The 19,364-nt window shown below is 67.4% G+C and carries 20 protein-coding genes; 11 read left to right on the forward strand and 9 right to left on the reverse strand.

The window, feature by feature from the left end; translation table 11 throughout:
• Positions 1 to 56 precede the first annotated feature (56 nt).
• Complete coding sequence (locus tag VGV41_RS08845; RefSeq protein WP_326863443.1) at positions 57 to 332, reverse strand: hypothetical protein; 276 nt, start codon at positions 330 to 332, stop codon at positions 57 to 59.
• Positions 333 to 618: 286 nt separating this feature from the next.
• Here VGV41_RS08845 and VGV41_RS08850 point away from each other — a divergent pair, with 286 nt between their 5' ends.
• On the forward strand, positions 619 to 2,055 hold the full coding sequence (locus VGV41_RS08850) for a DUF1800 domain-containing protein (protein ID WP_326863444.1): 1,437 nt from the start codon (positions 619 to 621) through the stop codon (positions 2,053 to 2,055).
• Positions 2,056 to 2,059: 4 nt separating this feature from the next.
• Positions 2,060 to 3,316 carry a DUF1501 domain-containing protein gene (locus VGV41_RS08855; RefSeq protein ID WP_326863445.1) on the forward strand — a complete coding sequence of 419 codons (1,257 nt, stop codon included), beginning with the start codon at positions 2,060 to 2,062 and terminating at the stop codon, positions 3,314 to 3,316.
• On the opposite strand, the gene cutA is transcribed toward VGV41_RS08855, so the two are convergent.
• A complete protein-coding gene (gene cutA, locus VGV41_RS08860; protein ID WP_326863446.1) occupies positions 3,317 to 3,637 on the reverse strand; it encodes a divalent-cation tolerance protein CutA in 321 nt (106 codons plus the stop codon).
• A gap of 15 nt (positions 3,638 to 3,652) precedes the next feature.
• Here cutA and VGV41_RS08865 point away from each other — a divergent pair, with 15 nt between their 5' ends.
• The 3 genes from VGV41_RS08865 to VGV41_RS08875 are packed head-to-tail and all read left to right on the forward strand — an operon-like array spanning position 3,653 to position 7,041.
• Complete coding sequence (locus VGV41_RS08865; protein WP_326863447.1) at positions 3,653 to 4,423, forward strand: NAD kinase; 771 nt, start codon at positions 3,653 to 3,655, stop codon at positions 4,421 to 4,423.
• Positions 4,424 to 4,444: 21 nt separating this feature from the next.
• Positions 4,445 to 4,930, forward strand: a complete 486-nt coding sequence (locus VGV41_RS08870; protein WP_326863448.1) for a (2Fe-2S)-binding protein — start codon at positions 4,445 to 4,447, stop codon at positions 4,928 to 4,930.
• The gene (locus VGV41_RS08875; protein WP_326863449.1) at positions 4,927 to 7,041 is read left to right on the forward strand and encodes a xanthine dehydrogenase family protein molybdopterin-binding subunit; all 2,115 of its coding nucleotides are present in this window, start codon (positions 4,927 to 4,929) and stop codon (positions 7,039 to 7,041) included. Before VGV41_RS08870 ends, VGV41_RS08875 begins: the two co-directional genes overlap by 4 nt.
• Here the strand turns inward: VGV41_RS08875 and VGV41_RS08880 are convergent.
• Together VGV41_RS08880 and VGV41_RS08885 are read right to left on the reverse strand one after the other, a co-directional pair.
• Positions 7,038 to 8,534 carry an MFS transporter gene (locus VGV41_RS08880; RefSeq protein WP_326863450.1) on the reverse strand — a complete coding sequence of 499 codons (1,497 nt, stop codon included), beginning with the start codon at positions 8,532 to 8,534 and terminating at the stop codon, positions 7,038 to 7,040. The two genes, VGV41_RS08875 and VGV41_RS08880, sit on opposite strands and share 4 nt — an antisense overlap.
• Positions 8,535 to 8,570: 36 nt before the next feature.
• Entirely contained in the window at positions 8,571 to 9,401 is an 831-nt protein-coding gene (locus tag VGV41_RS08885) for a universal stress protein (protein ID WP_326863451.1), read from the reverse strand.
• Between the two features lie 227 nt (positions 9,402 to 9,628).
• Here VGV41_RS08885 and VGV41_RS08890 point away from each other — a divergent pair, with 227 nt between their 5' ends.
• Both VGV41_RS08890 and VGV41_RS08895 read left to right on the forward strand, forming a co-directional pair.
• Complete coding sequence (locus tag VGV41_RS08890) at positions 9,629 to 10,177, forward strand: response regulator (RefSeq protein WP_326863452.1); 549 nt, start codon at positions 9,629 to 9,631, stop codon at positions 10,175 to 10,177.
• A gap of 13 nt (positions 10,178 to 10,190) precedes the next feature.
• Entirely contained in the window at positions 10,191 to 10,763 is a 573-nt protein-coding gene (locus VGV41_RS08895) for an Hpt domain-containing protein (RefSeq protein ID WP_326863453.1), read from the forward strand.
• Positions 10,764 to 10,829: 66 nt separating this feature from the next.
• Here VGV41_RS08895 and VGV41_RS08900 read toward each other — a convergent pair whose 3' ends face one another.
• Entirely contained in the window at positions 10,830 to 12,026 is a 1,197-nt protein-coding gene (locus VGV41_RS08900) for a DUF2336 domain-containing protein (protein WP_326863454.1), read from the reverse strand.
• 147 nt (positions 12,027 to 12,173) lie between these two features.
• Complete coding sequence (locus VGV41_RS08905; protein WP_326863455.1) at positions 12,174 to 13,094, reverse strand: lytic transglycosylase domain-containing protein; 921 nt, start codon at positions 13,092 to 13,094, stop codon at positions 12,174 to 12,176.
• A gap of 142 nt (positions 13,095 to 13,236) precedes the next feature.
• On the opposite strand from VGV41_RS08905, the gene VGV41_RS08910 reads away from it, so the two are divergent.
• Positions 13,237 to 13,719, forward strand: coding sequence for a MaoC family dehydratase (locus tag VGV41_RS08910; protein WP_326863456.1), 483 nt, complete (start codon positions 13,237 to 13,239; stop codon positions 13,717 to 13,719).
• Between the two features lie 4 nt (positions 13,720 to 13,723).
• Entirely contained in the window at positions 13,724 to 14,593 is an 870-nt protein-coding gene (locus tag VGV41_RS08915; RefSeq protein ID WP_326863457.1) for a CoA ester lyase, read from the forward strand.
• 848 nt (positions 14,594 to 15,441) lie between these two features.
• Here VGV41_RS08915 and hisI read toward each other — a convergent pair.
• Both hisI and folE read right to left on the reverse strand, forming a co-directional pair.
• Positions 15,442 to 15,867 carry a phosphoribosyl-AMP cyclohydrolase gene (gene hisI, locus VGV41_RS08920; protein ID WP_326863458.1) on the reverse strand — a complete coding sequence of 142 codons (426 nt, stop codon included), beginning with the start codon at positions 15,865 to 15,867 and terminating at the stop codon, positions 15,442 to 15,444.
• A gap of 143 nt (positions 15,868 to 16,010) precedes the next feature.
• Positions 16,011 to 16,661, reverse strand: coding sequence for a GTP cyclohydrolase I FolE (gene folE / locus VGV41_RS08925; protein ID WP_326863459.1), 651 nt, complete (start codon positions 16,659 to 16,661; stop codon positions 16,011 to 16,013).
• A 259-nt stretch (positions 16,662 to 16,920) separates the two neighbouring features.
• Between folE and VGV41_RS08930 the strand changes: the two genes are divergently transcribed.
• Positions 16,921 to 17,367: an iron-sulfur cluster assembly scaffold protein gene (locus VGV41_RS08930; RefSeq protein ID WP_326863460.1), complete on the forward strand. Its 447-nt coding sequence runs from the start codon at positions 16,921 to 16,923 to the stop codon at positions 17,365 to 17,367.
• Between the two features lie 6 nt (positions 17,368 to 17,373).
• On the opposite strand, the gene VGV41_RS08935 is transcribed toward VGV41_RS08930, so the two are convergent.
• Positions 17,374 to 18,474 carry a hypothetical protein gene (locus VGV41_RS08935; RefSeq protein WP_326863461.1) on the reverse strand — a complete coding sequence of 367 codons (1,101 nt, stop codon included), beginning with the start codon at positions 18,472 to 18,474 and terminating at the stop codon, positions 17,374 to 17,376.
• A gap of 502 nt (positions 18,475 to 18,976) precedes the next feature.
• Here VGV41_RS08935 and yidD point away from each other — a divergent pair.
• On the forward strand, positions 18,977 to 19,315 hold the full coding sequence (yidD, locus tag VGV41_RS08940) for a membrane protein insertion efficiency factor YidD (RefSeq protein WP_326863462.1): 339 nt from the start codon (positions 18,977 to 18,979) through the stop codon (positions 19,313 to 19,315).
• Positions 19,316 to 19,364 lie beyond the last annotated feature (49 nt).

Consider the following 19,364-nt stretch of genomic DNA (forward strand, 5'->3'; position numbering starts at 1 on the left):
GCCTGTGCAGAGTCAAGCGCCGCGTGAACACGCGGCGCTTGACCTGTGCGGAGCGCTCAGCTCGGCTTCTTGACCGGGTGCTTCACCGCGTGATGCACAACGTGCCTGGCGTGCTTCTTCGTGTGCACCTTGGCGTGCTTCACCATCTTCCTGTGATGGCGCACGATCTTGGCATGCTTCTTCATGGCATGCGTCTTGACCGCGGTCTTCGTCGTCGCCCGCGGCGCGCTGGTCGTGGTGGTTTGCGTATTGGCCGGCGTCGTGCCCTGCGCGAGGGCGGGCGCTCCGATCAGGCTCGCGGCGACGAGCGCGAAGGCGATTTTCTTGAGCATGGGGAATCCTCTCTGGCTACGGGCGGCCGTGCGCCCCGGCGTTCATCCCGGCGGATCGACTGCTTCTCGATCATGAGTGCCAGCATGCGCGTCGCGCACTGAATGCGTTCTGAAGTACGCCGTTATCTGTTGTTCACCTGCATGCCCCGCTCGATGACGCCGTGACGCGGACATTTGATTTGAATATTCATCGCGCGTTCATCTTTCGCCAACGCAGATGCCTTAGTCTCGACATGACTCACGTTCAATTTGCCGCATGGGGCGGACAACAGCAGTCGAGAGAGCTATGGCGCTCGATCCCGTCTCTTCCGATTCCCGCGCGCAGGCGGCGCTGGCGCTGCATCGCTTCGGCTTCGGTCCGAAAACCGGCGACATCGAGCGCGTCGCCGCCGACCCGCGCGGCGCGCTCGCCGCCGAACTGAAGGCCGGCCCCAGGCCCATCGACGATCCGGCGCTCGCGAGCGGCGCCGATGATGCCCGCGCCACCGTTGCCTTCCAGCAGGAGAAGAAGCGCGAGCGCGAGGCGCGCCGTATGCAGGCGTCCGCCGACATGGCCGCGCCGAACACGATGGCCGGCGGCGACACGAACGAGATGTCGGTGCGCAAGCCGGGACCGCCGCTGCCGCAGAAGATCTATCTCAGCGAGGCCCAGGCGCACTACCAGGCCGCGCTCGACGCCGACGTCGGCCTCGTCGAGCGGCTCACGTGGTTCTGGTCGAACCATTTCTGCGTCTCCGCCGACAAGGGCCTCGTGCGCTCGCTGTGCGGCGCCTACGAGCGCGAGGCGATCCGTCCGCACGTACTCGGCAAGTTCGCCAACATGCTCATCGCCGCCGAAACTCACCCGGCGATGCTGCTCTATCTCGACAATGCCCGCTCGTTCGGACCCGACTCGATCGCCGGCGCGCGCCAGCACAAGGGACTGAATGAGAACCTCGGTCGCGAGATCATGGAGTTGCATACGCTCGGCGTGCGCTCCGGCTACACGCAGGCCGACGTCACGAGTTTCGCCAAGGTGATCACCGGCTGGAGCGTCTACCCGCCGCGGCGCTTTCCCGAGCGCGGCGGCGAGTTCTGGTTCAACGAACGCATGCACGAGCCCGGTGCGCAGACAGTGCTCGGCAAGAGCTATGCGCAGGACGGTTTCGCCCAGGGCCGCGCCGTGTTGGAAATGCTCGCGCATCACCCGGCCACGGCGAAGCACATTGCCACCAAGCTCGCGCGGCATTTCGTCGCCGACAATCCGCCGCCCGATCTCGTCGATCGTCTGGCCAGGCGCTTCCACGATACCGGCGGCGACCTGATGCAGGTGACGCAGACGCTCGTCACCGCGCCGGAATCCTGGCAAGCGCCGCGCACGAAGCTGAAGAAGCCGGGCGAATGGATGATGGCGGCAATGCGCGCCAGCGGCCTGCAGATCCGTGACGTGCGCCGCCTCGTCAACACGCAGAACCTGCTCGGCGAACCGTTGTGGCGGCCACCGGCGCCGAAGGGTTTCTCCGACGACAGCGCCGCCTGGATCGACGGTTTGGCCGAGCGCCTCGACATCGCCAACCAGACCGCCCGCCTCGTCGGCAACGACGGCAGCGAGCCGGACGCCATGGTCGATGCCGTGCTCGGTCCCCTCGCCTCCGCCGAGACGCGGCAGACCGTGCGCCGCGCCGAGAGCCGGCCGCAGGCGCTGGCACTGCTCCTCATGTCGCCCGAATTCCAGAGACGGTGATGCCATGACCAACGTCTTCCACGCTCCGAGCCGGCGCGAACTTCTGCTCGCTTCCGGCGTGCTGTTCGCCTGGACGCATCTGCCTCGCGCGGCGCTGGCGGAAGGGCGCGATCCGCGCTTCCTCACCATCGTGCTGCGCGGCGCGCTCGACGGGCTCGCCGCGGTCGCGCCGGTCGGCGATCCCGATTGGGTGCGACTGCGCGGCGACAACGCACTGACGCTCACGAGCGCCACCCCGGCATTGCCGCTCGATAATTTCTTCGCGCTCAATCCGGCGATGCCCAACCTCGCGCGCATGTACCGCGCCGGCCACGCCATAATCGTGCATGCGGTCGCCTCGCCCTATCGCGAGCGCTCGCATTTCGACGGCCAGGATGTGCTGGAAAGCGGCTTCATCAAGCCCGGCGCCAGCGACACCGGCTGGCTCAATCGCGCGCTGGCGACGATGACGCCGGCCGAGCGCGCGCGCGGCGGCAAGGAGGCCTTCGCCGTCGGCCCGGTGACGCCGCTGATCGTGCGCGGCGCCGCGCCGGTGATGTCATGGACGCCGCCGAAACTGCCGCCGGCAACGCAGGACACCGTGATGCGCCTGCTCGATCTCTATCGCCACACCGATCCGGCGCTGGCGCGCGCGCTGGAAGAGCGCGTCGATCTCGCGAAGATTGCCCGCGAAGGCGGCCTGACGATGAGCCCGCAAAAGGGCGGCATGCCGGCGCAGAAAGGCCCCGGCGCCTACATCAAAAAGTACTTTGCCGACTCCGCCGGCGCCGCGGCGAAATTCCTCGCCCGCGACGATGGCCCGCGCATCGGCGCGCTCGCCTTCGACGGCTGGGACACACATGCCAACGAAGGCGCGGCCAGCGGCCATCTCGCGCTGTGGCTCGACGCGCTCGATGGCGCGCTGGCTGCGGTCGAGAGCGGCATGGGTCCGGCCTGGCAAGAAACGGTGGTGACGGTCGTCACCGAGTTCGGCCGCACCGCACGCATCAACGGCACCGCCGGCACCGATCACGGCACCGCGACCGTCGCCTTCCTTGCCGGCGGCGCGCTCAAGGGCGGCCGCGTCGTCGCCGACTGGCCGGGCGTCAACGATGTGCATCTTTATGAGAACCGCGACCTCAAGCCCACCACCGACCTGCGCGCGGTGCTCAAGGGTGTGCTACGGGATCACCTGCGCGTCGATGCGCATGCGCTCGACGACAAGGTGTTTCCCGGCAGCGCCGGCGTGAAGCCGATGGGCAGGCTGGTGATCAGCGCCTGATCACCGCTCCGTCTCCTTGAGAATCCACGCGTAGTAGTCGGCGTCGACGCTCTCGATCGGCATCACCATGATCGAAGGCGTCTCGTAAGGGTGCGCCTCCTTCACCGCCTGCCGGAGCGGCTCGGCAAGGCTGGCGCGCGTCTTGAAAAGGGCGACCGTCTCCTCGCCGCGCTCGAGCTTCCCCTGCCACCAGTAATGCGAGATCATCCCGGGCAAGATGTTGACGCAGGCCGCCAGCCGCCGTTCGACCAAAACGCGGCCGGAGCGCTCCGCCTCGACAAGCGAGGGCCATGTCGTATACACGAGCACCGCGCGTTCCATCGTTTCCGGGTCCTCATGAGCCGATTTCACAACATCGCCTTCGTCGCCGGCCAGACGCCGGAGGCGCGCGACGCCTACGCGCGGCTGTCGGCGATGTACGGCAACGCGGAACCGGCGCAGGCGGATGCCATCGTCGCGCTCGGCGGCGACGGGCTGATGCTGCAGACCCTGCACAACTTCATGAAATCCGGCAAGCCGATCTACGGCATGCACCGCGGCACGGTCGGCTTCCTGATGAACGATTATGCCGTGGAGAATTTGCGCGAGCGGCTCGACGAGTCGACAGCCACGATTATCCATCCGCTGCTGATGCGCGCCACCGACGCGGGCGGCAAGGTGCACGAGCATCGCGCCATCAACGAAGTGTCGCTGTTCCGGCAGAGCGCGCAGGCGGCGCATCTGCGCGTGCTCATAGACGGACAGGAGCGCATGTCGGAATTAATCGCCGACGGCCTCTTGGTCGCGACGCCGGCCGGCTCGACCGCCTACAATCTGTCGGTGCAGGGGCCGATCATTCCGATCAACGCACCGCTCCTCGCGCTGACGCCGATCAGCCCCTTCCGCCCGCGCCGCTGGCGCGGCGCGCTGCTGCCTGACAAGGCGACGATCTCCATCGAGGTGACGGAGGCCGAGAAGCGGCCGGTGGCGGCCGTCGCCGACCACGACGAGGTGCGCTCGGTGCGCAGCGTCGAAGTGACGATGGACCATACGATCGCCATCAACCTGCTGTTCGACCCGGGGCACAATCTCGACGACCGCATCCTGCGCGAACAGTTCGGTGTCTAGACAGTCCGGGCGGGGGCCGGGATGACGCAGACCGTCAATTTCGAAGTGAACGGCAAATCCGTGAGCGTGACGCCGCTGAGCGACAACACGCCACTGCTCGACGTTCTGCGCAACACACTCGGCCTGATGGGCACCCGCTTCGGCTGCGGGCTCGAGCAATGCGGCTGCTGCACGGTGCTGATCGACGGCGCGGCAGAGAAATCCTGCGCCAAACCGGTGTACTCGGTGGCCGGCAAGGCGGTTGTCACCATCGAGGGCCTCGGCACGAAGGAGAAGCCGCACCCGCTGCAGCAGGCCTTCCTCGACGAGCAGGCCGGCCAGTGCGGCTATTGCCTCTCCGGCATCATCGTCTCGGCCAAGGCGCTGCTCGACAAGAATCCGGCGCCGACGCGCGCCGAGATCGCCGCGGCGCTCGACGGCAACATCTGCCGCTGCGGCTCGCACAACAGGATCCTGCGCGCCATCGAGAAGGCGGCCGTCGTGATGCGCAACGGAGGCGGCCGATGAACGCCCCCCTCCCCGCCATGCTGCACGACAACCCGCGGCTCGACCGCTGGATCGCGTTCCCGACGCGCGGCAAGGTCACCGTGCTCACCGGCCGCGTCGAACTCGGCCAGGGCGTGCTCACCGCCATGGCGCAGATCGCCAGCGATGAACTCGACGTCTCGCTCGCGCGCATCGGCGTGCATTCTGGCGACACCGAAACGACGCCGAACGAGGGCTACACCGCCGGCAGCATGTCGATCCAGGCGGGCGGCATTGCGTTGCGTCAGGCTTGCGCCGACGTGCGCGCGCTGTTCATGGCGGCGGCGGCGAAGAGGCTCGCGTGCGATCCGCACGTCCTGAGCGTGCGCGACGGCGCCATCCTGCGCGACGGCCAGCCGACCGGCGAGGATTACTGGACGCTGGCGCCGCAGGTGAACCTCGCCGTCGCAGCGACCGGCGCCGGCGCGGCCAAGCCGGTCAGCGCGTTCGTCGCCATCGGCGCCAATACCCCGCGCCTCGATCTGCCGGACAAGGTTTTCGGCGCGCCGGCATTCATCCACGACATGCGCCTGCCCGGCATGCGCCATGCGCGCGTCGTGCGGCAACCGAGCCGCGGCGCGAGCATCGCCACGATCGACGAGGCGGCGATCAAGCGCGCCGCCAAAGCCCCGGTCACGCTCGTCCGCAACGGCAATTTTCTCGCCATCGTCGGCGACGACGAGACCGCGGTCGACCGCGCGGCGGTCGCGGCGCTCACCGCGATCAACTGGAACAACGTCGAGCAGCCCGCCGCTTCGCAGCAGGAGGCCGCGTGGCTGCTGCAGCGGCCGATGGTCGACATCAAATTCGGCGCGCCCGAGGGTACGGATACGCAGGGCAAGCAGCGCTTCGAGGCGACCTATACGCGCGGCTATCTCGCCCATGCCTCGATCTCGCCGTCCTGCGGGCTGGCGCTCTTCAAGGACGGCCACCTCACCGTCTGGACGCATTGCCAGGGCGTCTTCCCATTGCGCGGTGCGCTCGCCCGCACGCTCAAGCTCGCGCCCGAGCAGATCACCGTGCAGCATGTGCAGGGCTCGGGCTGCTACGGCCATAACGGCGCCGACGACGCCGCCGCCGACGCCGCCATCATCGCCATGCAGACGCCGGGCGTCCCGGTACGACTTCGCTGGCGGCGCGAGGAGGAGTTCGTCTACGAGCCGAAGACCAGCGCGATGGTCGTCAAGGTGCGCGCGCTCGTCGATGCCAATGGCAAGCCGGCCGACTGGACGGCAGAGATCTGGAGCGGCACACACAACGGCCGTCCCGGCAGCGGCGCCAACCTGCTCGCCGCCTACGCCCTCCCCGAGCATCCCGCCGATCCGCCGCTCAATGACGTGCCGGAATCGAACGGCGGCGGTGCCACGCGCAACGCCGAGCCGCTCTACGACATTCCGCAGAAGCGCATCCTGCAGCATCTGGTGGCGGAGACCCCGATCCGCGTCTCCTCGCTGCGCGGCCTTGGCGCCATGCCCAACGTGTTCGCGCTCGAATGCGCCATCGACGAGCTCGCCGAGCGCGCCGGCGTTGACCCGGTCGCCTATCGCCTGTCGATCACTGGCGATCCGCGCGCGCGTGCGGTGATCGAGAAGGTCGCGGCCATGGCCAAATGGGACGCGCAGGCGGCCGGCGGCACCGGCGTCGGCCGCGGCATCGGCTTTGCCCGCTACAAGAACAAGGCGGCCTACGGCGCCGTCGTCGTCGAGCTCGAAGTCGAGGAAGAAATCAGGCTGCGCCACGTCTGGGCCGCCGCCGACGCCGGCCTCGTCGTCAATCCCGACGGCGCCATCAACCAGCTCGAGGGCGGCATCATCCAATCCGCGAGCTGGGTGCTGAAGGAGCAGGTGCGCTTCGACAACGGCGTCGCCTCCTTCGACTGGGAGACCTATCCGGTGCTCAAGTTCTCGGAAGTGCCGGAGATCGACATCCAGCTCATCAATACGCGCGACCCGGTCCCGCTCGGCGTCGGCGAGGCGACCGCCGGGCCGACAGCGGCGGCGATCGGCAACGCCGTGTCGCACGCGCTCGGCGCCCGCATCCGCGATCTGCCGCTGACGCGCGAGCGCATCATGGCGGCGCTGCTTAAGGATTAGAGGCGGCGCAACGGATTGGTCGCCGCCAGCAGCAGGCCGCCGGCGGTAAAGGCGGCCATCAACAGAAAGCCGGCGCGGAAGGCGCTGACGATGTCGGGCAGGATCGCCGCGCGCTGCGCCGCGGATAATGGCGGCGCGTCGCCGCCGACATGCTGGACCATGGTGGCAAAGGCGCGCGCCGCGTCCGGATTGCTGATCGCTAGCCACCCGAACAACATGGTGCCGACCAGCGCCGTGCCGAAGGCCGCGCCGATCGAACGCGAGAATTGCACCGAGGCCGCCGCCTCGCCGAGCCGCATGGTGCCGGCCGCGCTCTGCACGGTCACCTGCACCACGCCCATCACCGTTCCCATGAACAGCCCGTTCCACAGGAGCAGGACCACGAAGCTCCAGGTGCCGAGCGACTGCGCGAAAAAGGCGAGCACCATGAGATTGGCGGTGACGAGGATGAGGCCCGTTATGGGGAACACCGTGGTGCGCCCTGTCGTGCTGACGAGGCGTCCGGTGATGAGCGAACCGGCGCCGATGCCGATGGTGAGCGGCACCAGCAGCAGACCCGTTTCCGACGGCGTCGTGCCGCGTACCACTTCGAGATAGACCGGCAGGAACGTGATGAGCGACACCAGCGCGGCGCCATGGCAGGCGGCGAGCGCGTCGCTGTGCCAGATCTCCGGCATACGCAACAGCTTCAGCGGAATGAGCGGCGAGTCGGTGCGATTCTCCTGGCGCACGAGCAAAGCGAGCGCGATGAGACCGGCCGCGAGCAAGGCGCCACCGACCGGCAGCCGCGACGGATCGCCGTGCTGCACTTCCTCGAGCGCCAGCAGCGCCGCGGTGACGAAGATGGTGAAGAACAGCAGGCCGCCCGGATCGGCGCGCCACTTCGCGCGGGCCCCATGATGCACCGGCAGCCGCATCGTCAGCAGCACGGCGGCCAGTCCGATTGGAATGTTGACGAGAAAGATCGACTGCCAGCCGAAATGCTCGGTGAGATAGCCGCCGGCGACCGGGCCGAAGGTGTTGGCGCACACCGCCACCGCCGCGAGATAGCCCTGGTAGCGTGCGCGCTCGCGCGGAGGAATGGTCTCGCCGACCAGCGCCTGCGACAAAGTCATCAGCCCGCCGCCGCCCAAACCTTGCAGGATGCGCGCGAGCGTCAGCAGCAGGATGGTCGGCGACGCCGCGCACAATCCCGACGCGACGATGAAGAGCGCCAGCGCCCAGTACATCACGGGTTTGCGGCCGAACGAATCGCCGAGGCGTCCGTAGATCGGCGCGGCAATCGTCGCCGCGATCAGGTAGGAAATGACGACCCAGGAAGCGCGCTCAACCTCGCCGGTGGCCGCGGCGATCGCCGGCAGCGCGGTGGCGATGATCGTCTGGTCGACCACCGCCAGAAACATCGGCAGCATGATCGAGGGGAACACGGTGAGAAAGGCAGGATGCTTCGCGGGGACCGCGGCGCCGTCCTGCTGCTCGAGCTCATTCGACAAGGCGGAGAAATCCCGAAAGGTTTGGCCCGCCGCCCTTCAGTGAGCCATCAGCACCGGCAAGGCTGCATTTGCAAGAATGTGGCGAGTCGCGCCACCGAAAATCATCTGGCGAAGCCGGCTCTGCGTATAAGCGCCTTTCACCAGCAAATCGCAACCGAGCGATGCCGCGTGGTCCAGGATGATCTCGCCCGGCGTGCGGGACGCGGATTTTACCGTCAATGCCGTCGCCTTCACGCCGTTCCGCCGGAGGTTCTGCGTCGCCATCTCGCCGGACGGACCGTCGGCGATATTGCCCTCGACCGTGAGCACCGTCACGCGCTCGGCGCGTTTCAGGAACGGCATGGCCAAAGTGTTGGTATGCGCCTGCTCCGTGCTGCCGTTCCAGGCAACCAGGATGTTGCGCCCGATCACCGTGGGCGCTGTCTTCGGCACGATCAGCACCGGCTTGCCGCTTTCGAACAGCGCGGATTCCAAGGGCGGCATGCGCGCGTTCTCGACGTCGCGGCCCGGCCGTCCGAGCACGATCAGGTCGAACACCCGGCCGTAGCTGCCGAGCGCGGCATCGTCGGTCGCCTCGCTGCGCGGCCAGCCCCAGGACAGCACGGTCGGCCCCTCGCCCATCCGCGGTACGCCGTTGCCCTGCATGAATTTCTCGAACAGCGCCTGCGCCTCGCGCGCGGTGTCTTCGTCGAAGGCGCCGGAAATGGCGAGGCTCGAGACCGGCTCGACGGTTACGTACGTGCCGACCGCCGGACGGATGGCGAAACCTTCCATGTAACTGTCGAAGGTGCGCGCGACGACCAGAGCGGTCGCTAGCACCGCCTGCATCGTGTCGTGGTCTTCGGTCGGAATCAGGATCGACTTCATGGCGGCCTCCCCCAGCGCCGGTGTCCGGACGGACCGAACCCGCTTGTCCATTCGTGTCAAAATGACCGGGCGGCGGCGAATAATCCAGACCAAAATGCCCGGAAACGACAACGGGCCCGGCCATGGCGACCGCTGTGCCCCGAGTCTAAACCCATCCTTAAGGGCCGCATGGATAGGTTGCGGGGACGGAATCGGGCGGGGGCGTGAGGCCTGATACCGGGGGCACTATGGTCCGTATCGAATTCAATAAGCTGCGTTTTCTCGTCATCGACGACAACGCGCACATGCGCAGAATCCTGCGCACGCTGCTGCATGGCTTCGGCGCGCGCGAAGTCTACGAGGCGGAAGACGGCGCGTCGGGCCTCGAGGCGTTCACGCATTACGTGCCCGACATCATCATCGTCGACTGGGCGATGCCGATCTTCGACGGCCTCGAACTGACGCAGATGATCCGGCAGCCTGGCGCCAACGCGAACCCGTACGTCTCGATCATCATGCTGACCGGCCATTCCGAGAAGCGGCGCGTGATGGCCGCGCGCGATGCCGGCGTCACCGAGTTCCTGGCCAAGCCCATTTCCGCGAAAGCTCTTTACGAGCGCATCGTCAACGTCGTCGCCAATCCGCGGCCCTTCATCAAGACCGCCGCCTATTTCGGTCCGGACCGGCGACGTCTGGTCAACCCAAGCTATATCGGCCCGGAGCGCCGCAAGGGCAACACCAAGGCCGACGTCATTCGCCAGGCGCCGCTGCTGGACAAGGTCCGCACGCAGGCCTGAAAAAGAGGAAACCATGGCGTCCAGCAAGAACACCGCGGCTGTCGCGACCTACGGCGATCACGAAGTGATCGTGCCGGAGAACAAGCTGCGCAAGGCGGTGTCCCGAGAGCCGCTCGATCCGAGCGACGATCCAATCGCGCGCGCCGAACAAGCGCTGGCCGAGCTGGCCGGCGAATTCAACGGCTGGATGGAATCGGAATGCGAGCGTCTCGATCGGGCCCGCCGCACGGTGGCGTCGGAAGGCTTCAGCACCGAGGCAAAAGAGGCGCTGTTTCACGCGGCGCACGACCTCAAGGGCCAGGCCGCGACCTTCGGCTTCCCGGCGGTCGCGTCGGCCGCCGACAGCCTGTGCCGGCTGATCGAACTGACGCCCGACGCCAAGCGCATTCCCGCCGTGCTCGTCGACCAGCACGTCGATGCCGTCCGGGCCATCTACCGCGAGTATGCGCGCTCCGATGCGCGTGAACTGGCCTCGTTGCTGACCACTCGCCTGCGCGAGGTCACCGACGAGTTTCTCACGGCCGAGAACCGCAACCGGCCGGAGGTGCTGGAACAGATCAAGAGCCCGTCGCTCGCCCCGATGTGAGCAAGCGGGGCCGGCACCGCCTGCCCTCTTCAATCCTGCAAGATGTGATTGCTCAGCCGCGGCGCATCAGGCCGCGACGCGCGCATCCGTGATCGCGGGCGTCATTGCAGGCCTTCTGGCGCCGATCGCCGCGTCGGCGACGAGATCGTCGCAGAACAGTCGCGCTTCTTCGCGCGCGGCTTCGACGGCAAAGCGCCGCAGCAGCGCGAACAGCGCCGTATCGCACGGCTCTGCCGCGCACAGATCGATGACCCGCTCCACCATGCGGCGCTTGAGCCGGGCGGCGCCGCCGCTCTCGCCCACCAGCACGCCTTCGCGCAAGGCGGTCAGCGCGGCGCGGAACGCCGGATAGGCGATCTCCGGCAACTCCGCCTTCAGATAGAGGGCACGGAAGCCGGCGAGATTCTTGTCGTGGACGTGTCCGGTGACACGGTCGATCGACAGCTGCGACAGCTCCGCCAGCGCCTCCTCGAACAGCACGACGTTGCCGGACAGCAGGCCGCGCAGCAGCATGCCCGCGGTGAGCTGGCCGCTGCGGCGCAGATGCTGCACCAGTTCGCCGACCTCCTCGTAGGGAGTCTCGGCGGCGAGCGCGAGTGTCGCTTTTTCGCAGGCCTCGCGCGCCGCGTATTCGGCGTGTTGCGGACCGAGCCACTGCCGTTCGGTGACGAAGCCGGCGAGCGTGCGCGACAGCTTCGACAGCAGTGCCTGCCGCATCGACATCGGCAAGTCATCGCGCGCCAAGAGGTTCTCGCGGACCGGGGCGAGATGGCCGAACCGGTCGATGATGCGCTCGACCGAGCTCAAGGTGATGTTCGCCTCGGAATTCTCGAGCAGCGTCAGACAGGCTTCGGCGGTCGCCTCCTCGGCGATTGTCGCGGCGACCGTGGTGGTCAGCAGCGGCCGGCCGGCGATCGCCAACTGCACCGGCGGCTTGCCGGCCTTGATCAGGTCGACGAGATCGTCATCACCGAGCAGCGGCGAGCGATCGAGCAGAGGCTGCGCCACCTCGAACTGGTCGCTGGCGAGCGCATGCACCACCACCGGCGGCGCCTTCTGCGACGAGGCGAATACGTCGGCCATCGCCTGCCGCACCAGCGGCGAGGGGTCGTCGAGCAGCATGATCATCGCGCCTTCAGCGGCGGCGAGATCGTCGACGGAGAGATCGGAATGGAGATAGGCGCGCGCCAGCGCGGACGTGGCCTCGGCGCGTTCGCCGGGACGGGCAGCGCGGACCCAATGAAGGAACTGACGGACAATCATGAACTGGTACCAACGCGACAACGGACGCCCACCGCGGCGGCCGACGAGAAGCCTAGCGCCCGACCACTAACAAACCGTTCACCATGAGTTTTGAGGGGCCATTAAGCACGCCGGGCCCGAAAGCGCCGCGATTTCAACGTGCCGCGGTCAGCTCGCGCCGAACATGCCGCGCAGGTTCGGCTTGCCGTCGGTGAAGAGATCGAGCGTGCGCGGCCCGTTGTCCGGCGAGATCGGGCCCGTCGGCGTCGCCGTCGCGCCGGTCGGCGCCCACAGGCTGGTCACCGAGGGCGACATGGCCGCGCCCACCCGGTCGGTGAAGATCGATTCGAACAGCGGCCGCGTGTCCTTCACCGGTTGCTGGACATTGGCGTTGGCGGCAGCGAGGACCCGGGTCACGCCGGCCGTGTCCGGAACCGCCTGAGCGGGTTTGCTCCCCGAGAAGGTGAGCGCGCGCGCCACGTCGAATCGGCCGGTCAGCTGGCCGTAGACCTGGGCCGCGCTGCGCGCCCGGCCGGCGGCGTCGTAGAAGATCGTGCGGTTGGCGGCAGCGGCCTGCGGAAACATCGCCGCCGCGTTCGCCTGCGGATTGCTGACCGCCGCCGAGATGAGCTTGCCGGCGCCGTCGGCGCCGAGGAAATGCGCGAGGTAGAGCTCGGCCTCGCTCGGCTGCCGGCCCAGACTGGAGGCGAGCTGCGCGGCATTGTTGCGCGCGAAGGCGCCGGCCATCACCGCGCTGACGTTCGGGTCGCTGCGCAGCTTCATGATCGCCGTGCGCGCCGCGGTGTTCGGCACCTCGAAATGGCCATCCGGCGCCTGCACGATCGCCTGCGAATACTGGCCGAGGCCGAAGGCCGCGCCGGCATTCTTCACGGTGGCGAGCCAGGTCTGGTCGATGAACTGGTAGAGCCCGCCGGCCGAGGACGTCGCCGCCTGCGCGCCGGGGTTGAGGTGCGATTCGATCTGCGCGGTGGTGAGCAGGTATTCGAAGCTGGCGCCGGTGGAGCTCGCCGCCTGGCGGATCGCGCCCGCGATCTGCGGCAGGATGGCGCTCACATTGTCGACGGCCATTGACTTTGCCCCGGCCCCGCTGGCCTCTGCTCGCTGACGATTGTTGCTTGAGGTTGGCTACTAACAGCCGTTAAGAACCTTGGGCGATTATGGTAAACGAGCGATTAACGGCGGCCCGCGGGCCCCGAACGAGGAGACGGCGATGACTGACACGGCGCAGCGGCACTGGCGCGGCGGCCTCTATTTCGAGGACATGGAGATCGGCAAGCTCTACGAGCACCGCTACACGCGCACGGTGACGCAGATGGACAACATGTTGTTCTCCAACATGACGCTCAATCCGCAGCCGCTGCACATCGATCGCCATTTCTGCGAGACCGAGACCGAGTTCGGCCAGCCGCTGATGAACTCGTTGTTCACGCTCGGCCTGATGATCGGCATCCAGGTCTCCGACATGACCGTCGGAACGACCATTGCCAATCTCGGCATGGCGGACGTGCGCTTCCCCAACCCGCTGTTCGAAGGCGACACCGTGCGTTGCCAGACGACCGTCGTCTCCAAGCGCGAATCGAAGTCGCGCCCGAACGCCGGCATCGTCGAATTCCATCATCAGTGCTTCAAGCAGGACGGCAAGCTCGTCGCCGAGTGCCACCGCAACGTGTTCATCATCAAGCGGCCGAAATAGACACATGCGTTCCCTTCTGTTCGTCCCCGCCGACGGCGGCAACAAGCTCGACAAGGCGGTGGCGAGCGGCGCCGACGCGGTCATCGTCGACCTCGAGGATTCGATCGCGCCGGAGCGCAAGGGCGCCGCGCGGGCCGCGGCGCTCGATTTCCTCAAGAGCAACGCGCCTAAAGCCAACCGGCCGCAGTTGCTGGTACGCATCAACGGCCTCGACACCGGCATGACCGACGACGATCTCGCGGCCATCGTGCCGGGCAGACCGGACGCGGTGCTGTTTCCTAAGGCGGAAGGCGGCGCCAGCGTCGTGCATCTCGATGCCAAGCTCGCCGCGCAGGAAGCGCTCGCCGGTCTCGCCGAAGGCACGATCAAGGTGCTGGCGCAGACGGTGGAGTCGGCGCAAGGCCTGTTCCTCGCCGGCACGTTCCGCGGGTCGAGCAAGCGTCTCATCGGCATGACCTGGGGACCGGAGGATCTCGCCGCCGAGATCGGCGCCGAGGCCAATCGCGAGGCCGACGGCTCGCTGACCGAGCCCTACCGCCTCGCCCGCGCCGTGTGCCTGCTCGGCGCCACCGCGGCGAAGCTGCCGGCGATCGAAACCATCCATGTCGATTTCCGCAATCTCGACGCGTTACGCAAGGACACCGAGCTCGCGCGCCGCGACGGCTTTACCGGGCGGCTCGCCATCCATCCGGCGCAAGTGCCGGTGTTCAACGAGGTGTTCACGCCGTCGCAGGCGCAGATCGAGAAGGCCAAGGCCGTCGTCGCCGCGTTCGCGGCCAAGCCCGGCGCCGGCGCGGTCGCCATCGACGGCAAGATGTACGACCGCCCGCATCTCGCACGCGCGCAGGCGCTGCTGGCGCGCACGGGGCATTGATAGTCTCTGCGTTCGCCCCCGTGCGCGGACATCAGGTTTACCTGATGTCCGCCATTAAAGCGCGCAAGTCGGCTAAAGCCGACATGCGATGGGGGCCCAGTTGTGATTCGGCGCTGGATTCCCGCTTTCGCGGGAATGAACGGGAAACGAGCCGCGTCCGCTTTTCACGTATTCAACTGTCAAACAGCCTGCGCGCGGCGGACCTGCCCGCTTCGCGCCACGCATGACTCATCGCCCGTGTTGTTTGAGCGGCCCCGGGTGAGCCGGCCTTCCCTGCTCTCGGCTTCATAAGCCGAGGGCGTGGCGCGCCGATGAGGCGCGTCATTGGTAGCCTGAGCCGCATGTCTCTCTCGAAACATGCGGGCGCCTCTCGGCGCGCCACGGCGGTGTCAGTACGGCCACGGGCCACGCTTTCGAGAACGTGGACCAGCCACGTCTGTCAGCCAGCTCCTGGCGGCAGGTCCTAGTGCCTGCGAGTGGAGCCCCGTCGCCGCCCGGGGGTTCGGCCTGCGTTCGTGGCCGGACCCGCGGGCACCGCATCCGCTCCCGTCAATCGAGACGCCTCGCGACGACGCCCCCGGCTGAAGCGGACGATGGGATCATACGCCAGCGGATAGGACCGGTCAATAGTCCTAATTAAAAGAATTTGTGCAGTTGCCTTCTATCCCTCCCCGGCAAGGGGCATAAGCGCGCCGCGGTCAAATGAGGCTCACAGGTCCTTCGAAGCGAGGGCGCACGGGCGTCTCAAGACGACGGGAGATGCCAACGCCGTCAGCGCCGCGAATTCCATTCTCGCAACCGGAATTTGCGAAGAGCCTGGCTTAAATCGGCAAATCAGGAACGCCTGCTCAGGGCTTGCGATAGACCGTATCCGGATCGAACACGCGCGCTTCCGCGAATTCGAGCTTCACCGCGCCGCTCTGCCCGAGCGGAACCTTGCGGTAGAAGCACGACCTTCGGCCGGTGTGGCAGGCGCCTGCGCCCTCCTGTGCGACGCGCAGCCAGACGGCGTCCTGATCGCAGTCGATGCGCAGTTCCAGGACGCGCTGGACATGGCCGGAGGTCTCGCCCTTCTTCCAGAGCGCTTGCCGCGAGCGGCTGAAGTACCAGGCCTCACCGCTGGCGATGGTCTTCGCCAGCGCCTCGGCATTCATGTGCGCGACCATCAGCAGTTCGCCACTCGCCGCGTCGGTCACCACCGCCGTGACGAGGCCATTGGCGTCGTAGCGCGGGGTCAGCGTCGTGCCTTCTTCGATGTCGGAGGATGCGCTCATGAAGGAACCATACAGCAACGCCCTCGTCCTGAGGAGCCGACCGGAGGCCGGCGTCTCGAAGGACGAGTCGGAAATGGCTGGGGTCTCACCCCGCGAGAGGCGCGCCTGACGGCGCGCTCCTCAGGGTGAGGGACTGAAGTGGGTTAGCGCCCGCGCAGCAGGCTCATGAAGCGGACCTGCTCGGTCGCGTCCTTGAAGTCGCCGGCAAAGTGCGTGGTCACCGTCAGCGCGCCGGGCTTGTTCACGCCGCGGATCGACATGCACATGTGCTCGGCTTCCATCATCACCGCGACGCCGCGCGCCTTGAGCACCTCTTCGATCGCGGTCGCGACCTGCGAGGTCATGTGCTCCTGCGTCTGCAGGCGCTTGGCATAGGTGTCGACCAGCCGCGCCAGCTTGGAGATGCCGACGACGCGATCCACCGGCATGTAGGCGACGTGCGCCTTGCCGAAGAACGGCATCATGTGATGTTCGCAATGCGAGTTGAAGGGAATGTCCTTCACCAGCACGAAGTCTTCATAGCCGGCGGTCTCGCCGAAGGTGCGGTCGAGAATCTCGGCCGGGCATTCGCGGTAGCCCTGGAAGATTTCCTCGTAAGCATCGATCACGCGCTTGGGCGTATCGAGCACGCCTTCGCGCGCCGGATCGTCGCCGGCATAGGCGATGAGCGTGCGCACGGCGGCCTCGGCGGCCTCGCGCGAGGGGCGCGGTGCGGCCGGCTGCGGCGCGGCCCACACATGAGCCGACCGGCCCTGCTCCGACCAGGGCGTGGCAATCTTGTTCTTGGCGTCCATTGACGGTCCTTCCGTTCGACCGGACCGCGCCTGAAAGAGACGGGACCGGGGGTGTCACCGGGGTGGCCGCGTCATAAACCCGCAAATGGACCGATTAGTCCAATGCGGAGCGTCTGGACGCCGCATGCCCGTTCGGCATGGCTGAAGTCACCATGACGGGCGCCAAGAACCCCTTCTCGCGCCACCGGGCTGCCCCCTATATATTGCATCACACGAACGAGGCAATGCACCGGTTCATTGCCGATCTGGCCCGATTCCCATGCTCAATGACGTCTACAACGCCCGAATCCTCGAACTTGCGGGCAATATCCCCCGACTCGGACGGCTTCCCGCGCCGGATGCGAGCGCCACCGCCCATTCCAAGCTGTGCGGCTCGACGGTGACGGTCGATCTCAAGCTGGATCACGGTGAGGTGAGCGACTTCGCCCACGACGTGAAGGCCTGCGCGCTCGGCCAGGCGTCCTCCTCGATCATGGCGCGGCACATCATCGGCGCGAAGCCGGCCGAGCTGCGCGAGCTGCGCGAAACCGTGCGCAAGATGCTCAAGGAGAACGGCGCGCCGCCGACCGGCCGCTTCGCCGACGTTGCGGTGCTCGAGCCGGTGCGCGACTACAAGGCGCGGCACGCCTCGACGCTTCTGACCTTCGACGCGGTGGTCTCGGCGCTCGACAAGATCGAGGCGGCCGGCAAGCAGGCCGCCGAATAGGCCTTCCTATTGCGCCGAGGCGACCGCGCCGGGCGTAGGCCGCACCAGCGCCGCCCGCTTCTGCTGCACCGACGGCATCGCGCAGGTCGCGGCGAGGCGCGGCAGGTTGGCCGCAACGCCGGTGTTGCCGATGCGGATGCTGGTGAACAGCCGCTTGCTGCGCGTGTCGATGAACATCGAATGGTCGCCCTGCGCGCCGAAGTCGTCGATCATGGCGGCCGGGATCGTGCCGGTGGCGTAGGTCACCAGCTCGTCCGGGCCGTGGCGATCGGAACCGACCACCTTCAGCGCCGCCTCGTGCCCGGCCGCACGCAACGTGACCGTGCGCACCGCGTGCGCGAGCGGCACGTCGTCGCCCTCATGCCGATGCTCGATGTACACGGCGTTGTAGGAGCCGCTCGTCGTGCAGGAGACGTGCAGGTCGAAGCTGCCGATATCGTCACCCTGGACGGTAAGTGGATGCCGGCGCGCCAGTGAGGCCGCGCCGGATTGAGCCACCATGGCCCAGTCGCGCTCGCTGATCTTGGTGACGTCGGCGGCGCCATCGGTCAGCGTGGCCGGCTGCACGGTGGCCGCCGGCTCGGCCGGCAGCGCCGACGCAACATTGGCGCTCGAAGGCTGGTCCGGGGCCGGCTGCGTCTCGACGCCCATCTCGGCGATCTCCTGGCGCGTCATGACGTGCATCGGCTCCCATGGCGGGATGCGCAGCGCCAGGTCGTACATCGCCATCGAGCCGCCCATCTCGGCGGTGTAGACCGCGAGCTTGCCGAGGTCGCGCTGCACCAGCACCAGGTCCTCGGCCGAATAGGTCGCCGCCGTGGGATCCTCGCGGCGGTCGCCGAGCCAGATCTGGTGCACCATCAGGCGCGCCTGCGGCGGAACCGAACGGTGGATGCCCGCGAGCAGCACGAACGAGCACATCGATTCGCAGTCGGCGTGCGGGTCGTAGACGCCGCGCGGCGCGTCGCTGCCGACCGGCTTGAGATCGGTGACATGGCCGACGGTGGTGTCCAGTCCGAGCCTGCGGATTTCACGGCCGAGCTTGATCGCGCCGTGCACGGAACCGCCTTCCGAGTCGAGGACGACCAGCGTGCCCTTGAGCTGCAAATTTTTTGCGAAGGTCAGGAACTCGGCGGGCGTATCCGCTGTTATGGCTCCGGATGCAACGACGTAGGTTTTGCACGTCGTCCCGCAAATCTGCGTCGGCCCCTGTTGGCGTAGCGCGAAATGCATTGGATCGCCCGGTCCCGACGCGCCACTGGCCGCCGGGAACAGAAGGATTCCGGCCGCGCATATCGACGCGGCCGCGACCGTAAGGGAACGGAACATCTTTCCCCTTTCTTCCCTGTGCCGCCGCAAGCATGGCTTGCCGGCGTTCGTGCGCGCGAGCATGACGCAACGCACAGACCCCCGCTTTGCTCGTGTCAAATTTAAAACGGCAAGTGGACGGGGGTCTAGATAAAAAAAATGGCTATCCAAAGACGTCGTGATGAAGAGAAAAGCAGTTCCATTGCATTGGAACTTCGCGCCTAAACTATTGTACGCTCTCCGCTCTTGATTATCTCGCAGTCCAGTCAGGAACTTCTTTGGCCGGCATCCCGGATCTTACGTGAGCAGTCAGCACAACCCGCCGACGCATTTCTTGAGCCGTCTGCCGCGACTCACCGGACGCGCGCTGGTGGCTGTCTATCGCTACACGCTCTCGCCGCTGATCGGGCCGCGCTGCCGGCACCTGCCCAGTTGTTCCGATTACGCCGACCAGGCGATCCGCCGGTTCGGGCTGTGGGCCGGCGGCTGGATGACGCTGGCGCGGCTGCTGCGCTGCCACCCCTGGGGCACGCACGGCCTCGATTTCGTGCCGGCCGCGGCCCCGGCGAACGCCCGCTGGTACCTGCCCTGGCGCTACGGCCGCTGGCGCGGGACCAACGAGATGCCGCCGACGGCGTGAGGTTGCGCCGCCGGTTCCGGCTGCTATACCCCTGCCCCGCGACATCCCG

The organism is Pseudolabrys sp. (genome assembly GCF_035943735.1).
Taxonomy (GTDB): domain Bacteria; phylum Pseudomonadota; class Alphaproteobacteria; order Rhizobiales; family Xanthobacteraceae; genus Pseudolabrys.

Coding starts and splice junctions, on each gene's coding strand:
- VGV41_RS08870 (WP_326863448.1), top strand. CDS start 4,445: ATGACGCAGACCGTCAATTTCGAAGTGAACGGCAAATCCGTGAGCGTG.
- VGV41_RS08900 (WP_326863454.1), bottom strand. CDS start 12,026: ATGATTGTCCGTCAGTTCCTTCATTGGGTCCGCGCTGCCCGTCCCGGC.
- VGV41_RS08915 (WP_326863457.1), top strand. CDS start 13,724: ATGCGTTCCCTTCTGTTCGTCCCCGCCGACGGCGGCAACAAGCTCGAC.
- VGV41_RS08895 (WP_326863453.1), top strand. CDS start 10,191: ATGGCGTCCAGCAAGAACACCGCGGCTGTCGCGACCTACGGCGATCAC.
- cutA (WP_326863446.1), bottom strand. CDS start 3,637: ATGGAACGCGCGGTGCTCGTGTATACGACATGGCCCTCGCTTGTCGAG.
- VGV41_RS08875 (WP_326863449.1), top strand. CDS start 4,927: ATGAACGCCCCCCTCCCCGCCATGCTGCACGACAACCCGCGGCTCGAC.
- VGV41_RS08845 (WP_326863443.1), bottom strand. CDS start 332: ATGCTCAAGAAAATCGCCTTCGCGCTCGTCGCCGCGAGCCTGATCGGA.
- VGV41_RS08865 (WP_326863447.1), top strand. CDS start 3,653: ATGAGCCGATTTCACAACATCGCCTTCGTCGCCGGCCAGACGCCGGAG.
- VGV41_RS08855 (WP_326863445.1), top strand. CDS start 2,060: ATGACCAACGTCTTCCACGCTCCGAGCCGGCGCGAACTTCTGCTCGCT.
- VGV41_RS08850 (WP_326863444.1), top strand. CDS start 619: ATGGCGCTCGATCCCGTCTCTTCCGATTCCCGCGCGCAGGCGGCGCTG.
- VGV41_RS08910 (WP_326863456.1), top strand. CDS start 13,237: ATGACTGACACGGCGCAGCGGCACTGGCGCGGCGGCCTCTATTTCGAG.
- VGV41_RS08885 (WP_326863451.1), bottom strand. CDS start 9,401: ATGAAGTCGATCCTGATTCCGACCGAAGACCACGACACGATGCAGGCG.
- VGV41_RS08905 (WP_326863455.1), bottom strand. CDS start 13,094: ATGGCCGTCGACAATGTGAGCGCCATCCTGCCGCAGATCGCGGGCGCG.
- VGV41_RS08930 (WP_326863460.1), top strand. CDS start 16,921: ATGCTCAATGACGTCTACAACGCCCGAATCCTCGAACTTGCGGGCAAT.
- folE (WP_326863459.1), bottom strand. CDS start 16,661: ATGGACGCCAAGAACAAGATTGCCACGCCCTGGTCGGAGCAGGGCCGG.
- VGV41_RS08890 (WP_326863452.1), top strand. CDS start 9,629: ATGGTCCGTATCGAATTCAATAAGCTGCGTTTTCTCGTCATCGACGAC.
- hisI (WP_326863458.1), bottom strand. CDS start 15,867: ATGAGCGCATCCTCCGACATCGAAGAAGGCACGACGCTGACCCCGCGC.